This window comes from Acidovorax sp. GW821-FHT10E04, from assembly GCF_059415185.1.
This window is the reverse complement of the sequence record NZ_JBWKMT010000002.1, coordinates 623,318-636,063: the sequence shown is the minus strand read 5'-3', so window position 1 is coordinate 636,063 and position 12,746 is coordinate 623,318. Positions and strand designations below refer to the sequence as shown.

The following is a 12,746-nucleotide window of genomic DNA, read 5'->3' as shown; positions in this document are numbered from 1 at the left end:
ACCGGGGCGCCGTGCGCACGGGGCTGCCCGCCAGCATCAGGCGGGGGGCGGCCATCAGGCCGCGGCAGCCGCCCGCACCAGATCAACCAGCCGCTCACGCGGCCCCAGCAGCGGATCGCCACCGAGCAGGCGCAGCGCACCGCCCTGCCCCGCGACCACCAGTTGCGGCACACCCCGCGCGCCCACGGCGCGCAGCATGGACTGGGCCTGGGCCACGCGCTCGGCCAGCAGCTTGCGCAGTGCCGCCGCATCGGGCCCCCGTGTGAGCGCGGCGGCGTCGCTCAGGCCCAGGGCGGTGAGCACATCGGCCAGCACCCCGGGTTCGGCGGTATCGCGGCCGTCCACGTAGCGGGCGTGCTGCAGCGCGTGCAGTGCCTCCAGCTCGCGCCCGGGCGCGGTCCGGGCCACGGCGGTCAGCGCCAGCGTGGCGGGGCCCGAATCGAAGCGGCCATCCGCCGCGCCCAGAATGTGGTCGCGATAGGCCTGCGTGAAAGGCTGCCCTGTGAGCTGCTGGATGCGCTGGTCGTTGCTCCATGCATAGGCGGCAAATTCCGCGTCCATGGGCCGTGCGCCAGCGCCTGCAAACAGGCCCGTGGGCGCGAGCGAGACCTGGACGCCGTCCACGCCCTGCAGGTGTTTCAGCGCGGGAGCGGCGGCGTAGCACCAGCCGCACAGGGGATCGAACAGATAGGTCACGGAGATGGCGGACATGGATCAGGGGCTTTCAGAGTGGGTGGGGGGATGTGCGGAGGTGGCAAGCGCGGCCTCGAAAAGCACCAGCTCTTCAGCCAGCGTGCCCCGGCTGCGGAAATGGCGGCCGGCCCGGTCATACCAGTTCTCGGCGTCTTCCAGGTCGCCTTCCTGCAGATGCAGGATGCCGTGCAGCCAGGCCGCCAGCATCGAGCCGTCGTGCTGCACCAGGTCGTGCGCCGCGTTCCAGCGCCCGGCGTGCAGGTGCTGCAGGATGGGCTGGAGGGGGTGCGAGGTCACGATCTGGTTCCTTTCAAACAAACAGTGGCTGCCTGCATGCCCCCTCAGAGGGTTGCAGTCCAGCCGGTGGGGTGGCTTACCACTTCATCTCGCCCTTGTTGACCTTGGCGCCAATGTCCAGCGACAGGCCCATGGGCGCGGCGGGGTAGGCCTTCTTCATCGCGTCGATGAGTTCGGCGCTGGTCTTGGTGGCCGCGGCATGCTTCTCGAAGGCCTGCAGGTAGCCCTTGGTGTAGGTGATGTTGGCAGCATCGAGCGTGCCGCCGGCGGGCATGTGGCCGGGCACGACCACGGTGGGCTGCAGGGCGGCCATTTCGTCGAGCTGGGCCACCCAGGCGCTGCGCTCGGCCACGGTTTGCGTATCGGCCGTCCACACATGGGTGTTGGTGCCCGACACCGCGATGTTGCCCACGACGGCCTTGATGGACGGGATCCACGCATACGGGCGGTGCGCCAGCAGGCCCGTGGTGCCACGGATCTCGACCGCCTGGCCGTCCACGCTCAGCGTGTTGCCCGCAAGGGCCTTGGGCAGCACGGGCGTGCGCGGTGCGTTGGCGCCCATCTTGGGGCCCCAGAACGAGAGCTTGGTGGCCAGCTTGGCGTTGATCTTCTCCAGCACGGCGGGGGTAGTCACCACGTCGGCCCTGGGGAAGATTTCCTTCAGCGTTTCCACGCCGAAGTAGTAGTCCGGGTCGGCCTGGCTCACGTAGATGGTTTTCAGCTCCTTGCCGGTGTCGAGCACGTTGGCGGCAATGCGCAGCGCGTCGGCGCGGGTGAAGCCGGCGTCGATGACCATGGCTTCCTTCTCGCCGTAGATCAGGGTGGAGTTGACGTTGAAGCTGTTGCCGTCGGCGTTGTAGACCTTGACTTGCAGGGGCTGGGCAGCCTGGGCGCCGGTGAAGGCGACGGCGAGGGTGGCGGCGATGAGGGTGGTGCGGAACATGGCGGTTTCTCCAGTGTGTTGAAGGGGTTGTGAGGGGTTGGCGTTGATGTCGAAGCGAAGTTTATTTGCGCCAATCGATCCAATAAACCCCATAAAATGCGCATATTTGTTGCACCAATAGATCAAATATGGACCGCCTGACCGCCATGCGGGTGTTTGTGGAAGTGGCCACCAGCGGCAGCTTCAGCGCCACGGCCGACCGGCTGGAGATGTCGCGCGCCATGGTCACGCGCTATGTGGGCGAGATGGAGCAGTGGCTGCAGGCGCGGCTGTTGCAGCGCACCACCCGCAGCGTGACGCTGACCGACGCCGGCGAGCACTGCCTGCGCCGTTGCCAGCAGATGCTGGCGCTGTCGCAGGACCTGGAAGAAGAAACCGCCACCACCACCGAGGGCGCGCTGCGCGGGCAGCTGCGCATCACCTGCAGCGTGTCGTTCGCGTTCGCGCAGATGGGCGCGGCGATTGCGGATTTTCTGGCCCAGCACCCGCTGCTCAAGATTGATCTGGACGCGAGCGAGGGCTCGTTGAACCTGGTGGAAAAACGCATCGACCTGGCCATCCGCATCAGCGCCGAGCCCGACCCGCTGCTCATCGGTCGCCCCCTGGCGCGCTGCGATTCGGTGCTGGTGGCATCGCCCACGTACCTGGCCGCGCATGGCACACCGCAGGTGCCCGCCGACCTGGCGCAGCACCGCTGCCTGAGCTATGCCAACTTTGGCAAGAGCGTATGGGCGCTGACCCGCGATGGAGAGACGGAGCGCGTGGGCGTCTCAGGCCACTTCAGCGCCAACGAGGCCACCACCCTCATGCGCGCCGCGCTGGCGGGCGGCGGCATCGCGCTGCAGCCCACCTACCTGGTCAACCCCTACCTGCACCGCGGCGAGCTGCAGGCGGTGCTGCCTGCATGGAGCTTGCCGGTGATGACGATCCATGCGCTGTACCCGTCGCGCAGGCACCTGTCGCCCGCGGTGCGGGCGCTGCTGGATTTTTTGGTGCTGCGGTTTGAAGGTGTGCCGTGGCAGCAATGCGCCGGCTAGAGAAATGCTACATTTTTAATAGCTATTGACGCTGTCGGATCATGCGCTGCAGGCTTTTTTTGCTTGATTTTCGCGTGGAGCTCGAACGCACGGCGGCATTCTTGCCCCTCGCCCTTCGCTCTTGCGGGAGAGGGGGCCATCGCCCAGCAGCATGGCAGCACCAGGCCTACCGCCCGCCCCCGCTCCCCGGCCTCATCACCTCACGGCAGCACTGCAGCCGCCTTCGCACGCGCAATCTGCAGGTCCGCATCGCGCTGCAGCAGCAGGCGCTGCGCGACCAGTGTGTTGGCGGCCTCGGTCACGGCCGTCACGTAGCCGTCTTGTGTGCCGTACAGCTCTTCCAGCGACGGCCGCGCATCGCCCGCCGCCAGCCGCGCGGCCCGCGTCTTGTGAAAGGGAATGAAGCTGCCCGTGAGGTTGGCCAGGTCGGTGATGCCGGGCGTGGCGACGTAGTTGAACTCGATGCTGGTACCCAAGGGTGCACGCGCTTCCACGCTGCGGATACCAGCGCGGGTGAGGCCCGTGGACGCATCGACCTGCGGCACCAGGATGGCGTAGTCGCGGCCCAGGTTGCGCGGGGGCAGGATGGTGGCGATGCCCGATTCGTCCTGCGGGATGTACTGCGGGCCGAAGTCGAACAGCGGGAAGTTGTTGTACACGCCCCGGTAGCTGAAGTCAGGAATGGCGGTCTGCACGCCGCCCACCGCCCAGGTCACCCCCTTCATGGCCGGGAAGGCCAGCACTTCGGGCCGCACCAGCGTGCCGTCGGCCAGCTTGGGCACCTGGCTGGCGGGCGGCAGCGTGCCGCGCACCACCCAGTCTTCCAGGTTGAGGAACAGCGCGCGGAAGGTGTCGTTGAACTGCACCACCGTGCCCGTGGGGTAGGTGGCGCGCGTGGGCGCATACGCGATGCTGGCCGTGCCCCCTGCCCCGCCATGCTGGGTGCTGGAGTAGTAATAGATGCGGGCATTGTCGGGCTGCGCCAGGTCCTTGGTGCCGTTGGCGTCGGTCAGCACGGGCGAGCCCTGCAGCTGCCAGAACTCGGTGCCCGACAGGCCCAGGAAGAACCTGGGACAGGTGTTGGTGGCCGCGCAGCGCTTCATCACCCCGCCCTGGCGCCCGCTGATGTCGTCCATGTAGTCCTTGTCCAGCCCGCGCGGCGCCGTCTGGCCGAAGGCCGTGTGGTCGGTGCGCAGGCCCCCGCCGCCGCCCGGTACGGCAAAGCGGGTGTTGATGTGCGTCTGGCGCGCAGCCACGTGGGCGAACATGCCGTCGAATACCTTGCCGCCATCGAGCGCCTGGTTGAAGCCCAGGTGCAAGAACGTCTTCATCGCGTTGCCCGACTGCGAGGTGCCCTGCCCCAGCGTGTGCGTGATGCGGCCAGCCAGCGGGTTGGGGGTGCCCGCAGAATCGGCCGCCTTGCTGCGGAAGAAGCTCACCGTGTCGCGCAGCGCAGCCAGGCCCACGCCCATGACCTTGGGGTCCTTGGCGACATAGACCAGCTCGTACAGATAAGCTGGGTCAAACCCGCCCTTCAGGCACACGCTGGTGGGGCTGGGCGTGCCGGGGAAGGCGTTGGTGCCCGTGTCGCAGGTGGCGAACTTCCAGTCGCTGGCGGGCACAGGCACGCGCGCATCCGTCTCGTTGGCACGGCGGGTGAGCGAGTAGCCGGGCTGGGTGTTGTCCAGGCTGGCGGGCTCGTACGGGATCATGGTGCCGTTGAAGACGCCCCCGGGCAGCGTCATCGCGGGGCTGGCAGCGGTGGGCACCAGCTCGGCACGGTAGGGGCCGGTGATGCTGCTGCCGTCCTTGTTCTTGGCCACGGGCACCGTCACCGTGAGGCGCGCGGCGGTGCTCTTGGGCACATCGCCCTGCCAGGCCGAATACAGCATCACGTAGCCACGCTCCAGGTACACCGCATCGCTGGGCGTGGCCGTGGGGTTGAGCATCGTGAGGATGTTGCCGCGGTTGGGTGCGTCGTAACGCAGCACGCCGCTGGCCTTGGCCATGTTCCTGGGCTTGAGCATGACGAAGTCGGCCTTGTACTCGACCATGCCGTTGGCATTGGTGGGCGCAAGCGCCAGGTCCTGGATGGTGGCGTTCTTGGGGTCCTTGGGGTCTACCTCGCCGCTGATGGTGCCGGTCACGCGCTCGTATTCGCCCACGGCGCCATAGGTGCCCGGAAAGGCCTCGGTGGCGGTGATGGCCAGCTTGAGCGCGGGGCCCTTGGGCGCATCGTTGCTGGACCCCCCGCAGGCCGTGATGGCGGCTGCAGCGGCGGCCGTGAGCGCGAGTTTTCCGAATGCACGAAAAGGTTTCATGGTGTCTGTCTCCTTGGATGGATGGTGGTGCGGGCCGCTGGAACGGCTCTGGAACAAAACGGCAGCGTCTGTTGCGCCGCGCGCGGGCAAGGCTTCGCCCAGACCTGCCGGCAAAGGCAGGCTGCGAGAAGCAAAAAAAGAATGAAACGGCCCGGTGGGTGGGCCTGTGGGTGGGCCGGTGGCTTATTCGGCCTCGATACCGGCGGCCTTGATCACCTTGCCCCACTTCTGGGTTTCGGCGGCCTGGAACTTGGCGAGTTCATCCGGCGTGGTCGTCCAGGCTTCGGAGCCGGCGTTGTCATAGAAGCTCTTGGCCGCGGCGCTCTTGGTGGCGGCGGTCAGCAGCTCGTTGAGGCGCGCCACCACCGGTGCGGGCGTGCCCGCCGGTACGTAGGCAGCAAACCAGTAGCCCATGTCGTAGCCCTTCACACCGGCTTCGTCCAGCGTGGGCACATCGGGCAATTGGGCGCTGCGCTTTTGGGTGGAGTAGCCCAGGGCCCGCAGCTTGCCCGCCTTGACCTGGGGCACGCCGGTGGAGGTGTCGGTGATCATCAGGTCGATCTGCCCGCCCAGCAGGTCAGTGATGGCCAGCGGATTGCTCTTGTAGGGCACGTGCAGGATGTCCACCGCCGCCAGTTGCTTGAGCATCTCGCCCGCCATGCGGCTCGATGAGCTGCCGCTGCCGAAGCTGAGCTTGCCGGGGTTCTTCTTGGCAAAGGCCAGCAGCTCGCCCACGTTCTTGTACGGCGCGCTGGCGTTGACCACCAGCACCTGCCCGCCCTTGCCCAGGCCCGTCACGGGCGCGAAGTCCTTCACCGGGTCGTACGAGAGCTTTTTGTACAGGTGCTCGTTGGCGGCGTGTGTGGTGTTGGTGGTGATGAGCACGCTGTAGCCGTCCGCCGCAGCCTTGGCCACGGCCGACGCCGCGATCATGCCGCTGGCGCCCGCCTTGTTGTCGATGACCACCGCCTGCTTGGTGTCAGTGGTGATGGACTGGCCCAGCGCGCGCGCCAGCTGGTCGGTGGCGCTGCCGGCCGCGAATGGCACGACGAAGGTGATGGGTTTGGCGGGGTAGGCACCGGCCGCCTGGGCCAGCGCAGCAGGGGCGTGCAATGCGCACAGCGCCATTACGGCGGCAGTGGCGAGCAGAGCGCGGCGGGGGGATGAATGGGTCATGTTGTCTCCTGGTGTTGGTATGGATGGAAAAGCGAAAGGGGAGGTCTAGGGCCTGTTCACACTATTTTTGCCATTGCGAAGGCAGCCCCAGCCACGCCAATCTAGGCGCGTGACGACGCCAAGGCCGGGGCCTTGGCTAGGAACGCAACGACGAGTGGCGTGGCTGGGGTTGCCTTCCCTTCGGGTTGCGAAGCAAACAGGCCATCCGCTGTGTTGCCAATCCTCGCTGGGGCCGCACCCCAGCTTCGTTTGGCGCCTAGCGCCTGGCCTGTTTGCTTCGCAACGCATCTGGCAAAAATAGTGTGAACAGGCCCTAGGCCGTGGGACCGCCAAAGTGCGGCGCGAGGTGCGCGGGCACGGTGACGGGCATATCGAGCAGCAGGTAGCTCAGCGCCTTGCCGTGGCTGTCGAGGTTGAGCGCGTCGTTCACGCCACCGTCGAGCACGTCGTCCAGAACGATGTTCATGGCCTGCAACTGGGGCAGCAGGTAACGCGTGACCTGGCGTGGGCGGCGCTGCGCGAATTGCTGCGCTACCGCCGCTTCGGTGACCTGATCGACCAGCACGGCCCACAGCGCGGGGTGCCAGGCGATGACGCTGATGTTGGAGCGGTTGCCCTTGTCGCCGGTGCGGCTATGAGCAACTCGATAAAGCGGAACGGTGATGGTGGTTGTCATGGTGTGGGTACTCCTCAATCCACCATCTCAAAACGCACGGCCACCGCGTCGCGCGGCACCAGGCACGACACCGTGCCCAGGCGCGGGCGCATGGCAGTGCGCACGCCACCACCGCCCGCAGGCCCGCAGGTGTAAAGCGCGGTCACCTCGCGCACCAGGCGCTGGGCGCTGGCGTGGTCGCGGTGCTGCAGGGCCACGCGCAGGCGCACATCAAGCACGTCGTCCCGGCCGTCGCCGCTGTCGCTGGCGGGCGCATCCAGCCACCGGCTGGTGTCGTCGCCGAAGATGCTGGTCACGCCGATCAGGTCGATGCGCAGCGGGCCCAGGCCGCTCAATCGCTCGCGCAGCACCTCGCCCGCCAGGCGCGCGCGGGCTTCGGCGCGCGGGCCGGCGTAGGAGATTTCCCCCTCGGCAAACCAGCCGGATTCAAAGCACACGTTGACCTTGAGCGTGGCGGGCCGGGCATGGCCCTGCACGCCTTCCAGCCGCACGGCGTCGGTGCCCACGGCCTGCACGCGGGCCTGGGTGATATCGGCCACCACGTCGGGCGTGAGATACGCCGCAGGGTCGTGCAGCTCGTACAGCAGTTGCTCCTTGACGGTGCGCTCGTCGATGCGCCCGCCGGTGCCGGGCGGCTTGGTGATGGTGCAGTGGCCGTCGGCGTCGATCTCGGCGATGGGGTAGCCCAGTTGCGCCAGGCCCAGCACGTCCTTGTAGCCAGGGTCGGCAAAGTAGCCGCCCGTGACCTGCGCGCCGCATTCGAGCAGGTGCCCGGCCATGGTGGCGCGGGCCAGGCGGTCCCAGTCGTCCGGGGCCCAGCCGTAGTGCGCCAACGCCGGGCCCAGCACGAGCGACGGGTCGGCCACGCGGCCGCAAACCACAATGTCGGCCCCGGCGCGCAGGGCATCGGCAATGGCCTGTGCGCCGATGTAGGCGTTGGCGCTGACGATGGGCTCCGTGGGCATGGCGTCACCCAAGGCGCCTTGCAGCAGCGCGCGGTGCTCGGGTCCGCTCAGGTCGTCGCCCTGCAGTACGGCAATGCGCGGGGAGGCCAGGCCCAGCTCGGCCGCCAGGGCGTGGATGCGGCGCGCGGCGCCGTGCGGGTTGGCGGCGCCAAAGTTGCTGACGATGCGCACGCCGTGCGCCAGGCACTGCGACAGCACGGGGCGCAGCAGGTCCACCAGCAGGGGTTCATAACCTGCATCCGGGTCAGTGCGGCGCGCCAGTTGCGCCAGGGCCAGTGTGCGCTCGGCGAGGGTCTCGAAGATGAGCACCGCAGGCTGGCCGCTGGCGATGAGCGCCTGCACCACGGGCAAGGCCGCGTCGGTGCGGTCACCCGAGAAGCCGGCGGCGCAGCCCACCAGCAGTTTGGTTTTTTGGTCGTTCGGCATGAATCCGTTGTCTCCTGACCATGAATGTAGGAACATGGCTGTATTCTGTGAAATCGATTGTTCTGATGAATCCATCTGATATGCAGATGAATCATTCAGCCCCACCATGAGCGCCCCTCACCTCTCCAGCCGCCAGTTAGACGCCTTCCTTGCGCTGGCCGAGCAGCGCAGCTTCACCCGCGCCGCCACGTTGTGCCACTTGTCACAGCCCGCGTTCAGCGCCCTCATCCGCGCACTGGAGGACGACCTGGGCCTGCGCCTGTTCGACCGCAGCACACGGCATGTGGACCTCACGCCCGAGGGGCAGAACTTCCTGGAGTCGGCCCGCCGCATCCGCGCCGAAATCACCAGCGCCCTGGCCGCCGTGCGCGACACGGCCACGCTGCAGCGCGGGCGCGTGGCCGTGGCGCTGCTGCCATCGCTGGCCGCGGGTTGGCTGCCGGGCGTGCTGGCGCAGTACCGCGCGGCGCACCCGGGCATCGAGATCGACATTGCCGACGTACTGTCCGAACCCTGCATCGAGCGCGTGGCCAGCGGCCATGCCGACTTTGCACTGGCCGCCATCCGCGCCGACACCCCCGCGCTGCAGGCCGAGCCGTTCTGCAGCGATGACTTCTATCTGGTGTGCCCCGCCGACCACCCGCTGGCGCGCAGGCGCAAGGCCATCACCGCGCAGGACCTGGCCGCCTGGCCCTTCATCCACCTGGCGCGCACCAGCAGCGTGCGCCAGTACCTGGAGGCGGCCCTGCACCCGCAGGCCATGCACACGCTGATGGAGGTGGAGCAACTGGCCACCGTGATGGGCATGGTGCGCGCGGGGCTGGGCATTAGCGTGGTGCCGGCGCTCACGCTGTTTCACTTCGAGCAGCCGGGGCTGGTCACGCGGCCGTTGTCGCTGCCCGGGCTGACACGGCAGATCTACCTGGTGCGGCGGCGCGACGAGAGCCTGTCGGTGGCGGCGCAGGCGCTGTATGCGCTGGTGATGGCGCGGCGGCCGTGATGGAAGCAGGATATTTTTGCTACTCTATTGATAGCTTTCAGCGCTTACGGGTAAAGCCCCAAATCTGGATTTCGATCAAAGTCAGGCCGCGAGCAGCTTCTGGGCCGTCTTATTGCGCTTGGACACGGCCAGTTGCAGCGGTGTGCGGCCCTGGCGGTCGCACTGGGTACGGTCCGCCCCCGCTTGCAACAGCAATGGGATGCAATCGGTCGCCTTGTACAGCACCGCCTCATGCAGGGCATTGCCACCGTGGTACAGCGCCCTGTTGGGGTTGGCACCGTGGGCCAACAGCAGCGCGACCTTGGCTTCAGACAGGCCGTGGATGGCCCACTCCAGGGGGGTGTGCTGCGCATCGGCGGGTGGCTCGGCGGGCAGGCCGAGCGCCAGCACCATCTCCAGCAATGCCACAGGCCGGTCCACGATGCGGCTGGTGAAATCGTGCATGCAGCTGTTGGCGGCATCCAGCCAGGCGGCGTCGCGCGTGGGGAATGCCTCAGGTGCGCTGCGCTGCACCAGGTATTGCATCGTGGCCACGTCCGTGCCTTCGTGCTTCGTGAGGGATTCCGCCAGCAAACGGGGCTGTGGGATTTTGTCGATGCACATCAGCGCATGGTCTTGCGGCCGCCACAGCCGGTCCAGCGCGTGGCCATTTCCTCCATCCACTGCACTGCTCAGCAACTGCTGCCGGTAGGCCTCGCCCGGTGGGGCCTGCGCCAGCAGTTCATCGAGGCGCGCATGGTCGTGGTACCAGATCGCGCTGCGTTGCTGCTCCGGGGTGTCGTACTCCAGCGCGTGTTGCGGCCAGATCACCCGGCCACCGTGCGCGACCAGAAGATCGCGCAGCGCCTGGTGCACGCCCCCGGCCAGGGCCGAATCCCCGTGCTGGCTCACGGCGTTGACCTCTGCGCCCCGCTCCAGCAGCCATTGCGCGGCCTGCACGGCCATGGAGGCTGGCTTGCTCAAATAGTGCGTTGCATCGGCCAGTTGCATCAAGGGCGTGTGCCCCTCGTCGTCCATAGCGTTCACATCCACGCCAGCGTCCACCAGCGCCTGCATCAGTGCAATGTCAAACGCATACGCCGCGCAATGCAGCGGAAACACGGGCAAGGTGAAGCTGGGCATGAGAGTGACCAGCGCCAGTGGGTCGGGTCGCGCCCCGGCTTGCAGCAGGGCGATGATGGCGTCGGTGGGCAACACGCCGCTGGCCTTGCCTGCCTGCGGCGTGAGCAAGTGCACGATGAGCGGCCGGTGGTACAGCACCGTGTTGGGGTCCAGGCCATGGTGGTGCACCAGGTTCAAAACCTCGCCATATTGTTCTTTGGAGAGCCACTGGTGCACTTCTTCCAGCGGGTCCAACTTGCGCACAGCAGCCTCAAACTGCTTGCGCGTGACGGATTTGGGGCCGTTGAACCACAGGCCTTCCGCCTTGGGGCCGTTGTGCCATTCGCAGCTGAACAGCTTGGCGCCCCGCTCCATCAGGCCCGGCGGCCACTCGTTGGCGGCCAGCAGGTTCCAGGGCCCGAGGATGGCCAGCTCGGCACACAACTCGGCAGCCCCCGCGAACTCGAAAGAGGCACCCGCATCGCCGCCCAGGCCCAGCATGGCGCCCAGCACGGGGGCCTGTTCCTCCAGCGGCAGATCAGCGGTCGCCTGCGCTTCGGCGGCCCAGGCCGCGGCCTGGGCGCGGGATGAGAAATAAACGGTGTAGTGAAGACGAGACTCAGACATCAGGAAACCTCAGGGTTGGGAGGAGACGCAAGAGCGCACAGCCGCACGCGCCGCCACGGGTTCGGCCTTTTTCTTTTCGAGCTTTTTCAAGGTGGCCAAGCAGGCCTCGGCCACATCGGGCCGCGCTTCGGCCGCGACGTCAAATCGGCTGGTCAGCAGGGCCGCGTCTGCCCGGGTGCCCAGCTGCCCAATGGCCTTGAAGGTCTTTTTCATGAACGCCGCATCGCCACCCAGGATGCGCTCTTCAAGGCGCAGCAGGTCGATGAGTGGCTCCACCAGCGCGGGCGACTGCGTCTTGCCCACTACGTCGAGCAGCCATTTGTAAAGGTCCAGGTGGAGTTGCGAAAAGCTCTCGCGTTGTGCGAAGAAGGCCTGGAACAGGCCGGCAAATACCGGGCTGGCCACCTGCTGCAGGATGCGCGCCAGCGTGAAGTGCTCTTGCTTGAACTTACCAGCGTAGAACTCCGGGTCGTGCACGTAGCCCTGGGCCAGCAGAGCATCAAATGCACGGGCCAGCGGCAACACTAGCCGTTCGCCGTGGGCGCTGACCACATCCACCAACTGCTCCCGCACGGACACGTAGTGCGGCCTCAGTCCGTGAGCCACCATGGCCTCGAAAGCGCCCGGCGCGGGATGCTCCAGCGCGCCACGCATCATCTCGGCATCTGCGTGCCCGTGAACCAGATTCGAAAACGCCCTGCCCAGCAGCGCTGGCGAGGTGATGGCATACAGCTGCGGCCAGTCCTTGGCCTCCATCAGCCGCGCCACACGCCAGGACTCGGCGCTCTCGGCGTCTTGCTCGAAAGGGGTCTCGGGCAGCTCCAGCTTCAGCGACTCACACTCGCAGGCCAGCGCATTGTCCACGTGCAAGCGCTGAAAGCGGCGCCCCGCCAGCGGCGCCAGGGTGCTCAGGCGGTTGTCGTCCGCCCACAGCCGCTCCAGCGCCGTACAGGCGGCGAGGGGCGAGAGGTCGGCCACCTGGTTGCCATTGATGTGCAGTTCCTTGAGCGTGGCGTAGCTGGCGGCAAACCCCACCTCGGCGATGCGGTTGTGCGACAGGTACAGGCTTTCCAGCTTCGGCAGATCCAGGCCCGCTGGAAAGGCCCTGAGCTTGTTGTTCCACAGGAACAGAGTTTCGATCTGCAGGCCGTTCAACGCCTCGAAGTCCTGGAAGTCGCAGTGCGCGATGAGTAGCGACTGCAGGCGTGGCAGAGCCCCCAGCGCCTGCAGGTTGCTGAACCGCACGTGCTCCAGTCTCAGGCGCCGCAGCCCCGCGATATGCGCCAGGCGCGACAGGTCCACCGGCTGCGGGGTGCGGTTGCTGCTCAGGTCGATCTCCAGCACATCGTCACAGCCCGCGATCTGGTCGAGATCGGCGTCGGTGAATTTTTCCAGATGCAGGCCGTCCGCATGGTTCAGCACACGGATGGGGCCGTAGAGGCGGTTGGTCCACTTGAGTTTGGTGGTCATAGGCTTGTGTAGCA

General features: G+C 67.3%; 11 protein-coding genes. 2 read left to right on the top strand and 9 right to left on the bottom strand.

Annotated features, from left to right (window positions below):
* Positions 1–54 precede the first annotated feature (54 nt).
* The 3 genes from AC07OC_RS07945 to AC07OC_RS07935 form a co-directional block, all read right to left on the bottom strand.
* Positions 55–711, bottom strand: coding sequence for a DsbA family protein (locus AC07OC_RS07945; protein ID WP_218338849.1), 657 nt, complete (start codon positions 709–711; stop codon positions 55–57).
* 3 nt (positions 712–714) lie between these two features.
* The gene (locus AC07OC_RS07940; RefSeq protein ID WP_370627722.1) at positions 715–990 is read right to left on the bottom strand and encodes a hypothetical protein; all 276 of its coding nucleotides are present in this window, start codon (positions 988–990) and stop codon (positions 715–717) included.
* A gap of 76 nt (positions 991–1,066) precedes the next feature.
* Positions 1,067–1,933, bottom strand: a complete 867-nt coding sequence (locus AC07OC_RS07935; RefSeq protein WP_218338850.1) for an MBL fold metallo-hydrolase — start codon at positions 1,931–1,933, stop codon at positions 1,067–1,069.
* Between the two features lie 128 nt (positions 1,934–2,061).
* Here AC07OC_RS07935 and AC07OC_RS07930 point away from each other — a divergent pair, with 128 nt between their 5' ends.
* On the top strand, positions 2,062–2,970 hold the full coding sequence (locus AC07OC_RS07930) for a LysR family transcriptional regulator (RefSeq protein ID WP_218338851.1): 909 nt from the start codon (positions 2,062–2,064) through the stop codon (positions 2,968–2,970).
* Positions 2,971–3,170: 200 nt separating this feature from the next.
* Here AC07OC_RS07930 and AC07OC_RS07925 read toward each other — a convergent pair whose 3' ends face one another.
* The 4 genes from AC07OC_RS07925 to AC07OC_RS07910 all read right to left on the bottom strand — a co-directional run bounded on the left by AC07OC_RS07925 (position 3,171) and on the right by AC07OC_RS07910 (position 8,534).
* A complete protein-coding gene (locus AC07OC_RS07925) occupies positions 3,171–5,291 on the bottom strand; it encodes an alpha/beta hydrolase domain-containing protein (RefSeq protein ID WP_494600761.1) in 2,121 nt (706 codons plus the stop codon).
* Positions 5,292–5,474: 183 nt separating this feature from the next.
* The gene (locus tag AC07OC_RS07920) at positions 5,475–6,467 is read right to left on the bottom strand and encodes a Bug family tripartite tricarboxylate transporter substrate binding protein (protein ID WP_218294321.1); all 993 of its coding nucleotides are present in this window, start codon (positions 6,465–6,467) and stop codon (positions 5,475–5,477) included.
* A gap of 313 nt (positions 6,468–6,780) precedes the next feature.
* A complete protein-coding gene (locus tag AC07OC_RS07915; RefSeq protein ID WP_218294320.1) occupies positions 6,781–7,143 on the bottom strand; it encodes an AtuA-related protein in 363 nt (120 codons plus the stop codon).
* A 14-nt stretch (positions 7,144–7,157) separates the two neighbouring features.
* Positions 7,158–8,534 carry an acyclic terpene utilization AtuA family protein gene (locus tag AC07OC_RS07910; protein ID WP_494600759.1) on the bottom strand — a complete coding sequence of 459 codons (1,377 nt, stop codon included), beginning with the start codon at positions 8,532–8,534 and terminating at the stop codon, positions 7,158–7,160.
* 106 nt (positions 8,535–8,640) lie between these two features.
* Here AC07OC_RS07910 and AC07OC_RS07905 point away from each other — a divergent pair, with 106 nt between their 5' ends.
* Positions 8,641–9,534, top strand: a complete 894-nt coding sequence (locus AC07OC_RS07905; protein ID WP_218338854.1) for a LysR family transcriptional regulator — start codon at positions 8,641–8,643, stop codon at positions 9,532–9,534.
* A gap of 81 nt (positions 9,535–9,615) precedes the next feature.
* Here the strand turns inward: AC07OC_RS07905 and AC07OC_RS07900 are convergent, their stop codons facing one another.
* Together AC07OC_RS07900 and AC07OC_RS07895 are read right to left on the bottom strand one after the other, a co-directional pair.
* Positions 9,616–11,262, bottom strand: coding sequence for an ankyrin repeat domain-containing protein (locus AC07OC_RS07900; protein WP_218338855.1), 1,647 nt, complete (start codon positions 11,260–11,262; stop codon positions 9,616–9,618).
* Between the two features lie 9 nt (positions 11,263–11,271).
* Positions 11,272–12,732, bottom strand: a complete 1,461-nt coding sequence (locus AC07OC_RS07895; RefSeq protein WP_218338856.1) for a leucine-rich repeat domain-containing protein — start codon at positions 12,730–12,732, stop codon at positions 11,272–11,274.
* Positions 12,733–12,746 lie beyond the last annotated feature (14 nt).

Excerpts from the sequence above, each read along its gene's own strand:
- AC07OC_RS07945 (WP_218338849.1), bottom strand. The coding sequence starts at position 711 with ATGTCCGCCATCTCCGTGACCTATCTGTTCGATCCCCTGTGCGGCTGG.
- AC07OC_RS07935 (WP_218338850.1), bottom strand. The coding sequence starts at position 1,933 with ATGTTCCGCACCACCCTCATCGCCGCCACCCTCGCCGTCGCCTTCACC.
- AC07OC_RS07930 (WP_218338851.1), top strand. The coding sequence starts at position 2,062 with ATGGACCGCCTGACCGCCATGCGGGTGTTTGTGGAAGTGGCCACCAGC.
- AC07OC_RS07925 (WP_494600761.1), bottom strand. The coding sequence starts at position 5,291 with ATGAAACCTTTTCGTGCATTCGGAAAACTCGCGCTCACGGCCGCCGCT.
- AC07OC_RS07920 (WP_218294321.1), bottom strand. The coding sequence starts at position 6,467 with ATGACCCATTCATCCCCCCGCCGCGCTCTGCTCGCCACTGCCGCCGTA.
- AC07OC_RS07915 (WP_218294320.1), bottom strand. The coding sequence starts at position 7,143 with ATGACAACCACCATCACCGTTCCGCTTTATCGAGTTGCTCATAGCCGC.
- AC07OC_RS07910 (WP_494600759.1), bottom strand. The coding sequence starts at position 8,534 with ATGCCGAACGACCAAAAAACCAAACTGCTGGTGGGCTGCGCCGCCGGC.
- AC07OC_RS07905 (WP_218338854.1), top strand. The coding sequence starts at position 8,641 with ATGAGCGCCCCTCACCTCTCCAGCCGCCAGTTAGACGCCTTCCTTGCG.
- AC07OC_RS07900 (WP_218338855.1), bottom strand. The coding sequence starts at position 11,262 with ATGTCTGAGTCTCGTCTTCACTACACCGTTTATTTCTCATCCCGCGCC.
- AC07OC_RS07895 (WP_218338856.1), bottom strand. The coding sequence starts at position 12,732 with ATGACCACCAAACTCAAGTGGACCAACCGCCTCTACGGCCCCATCCGT.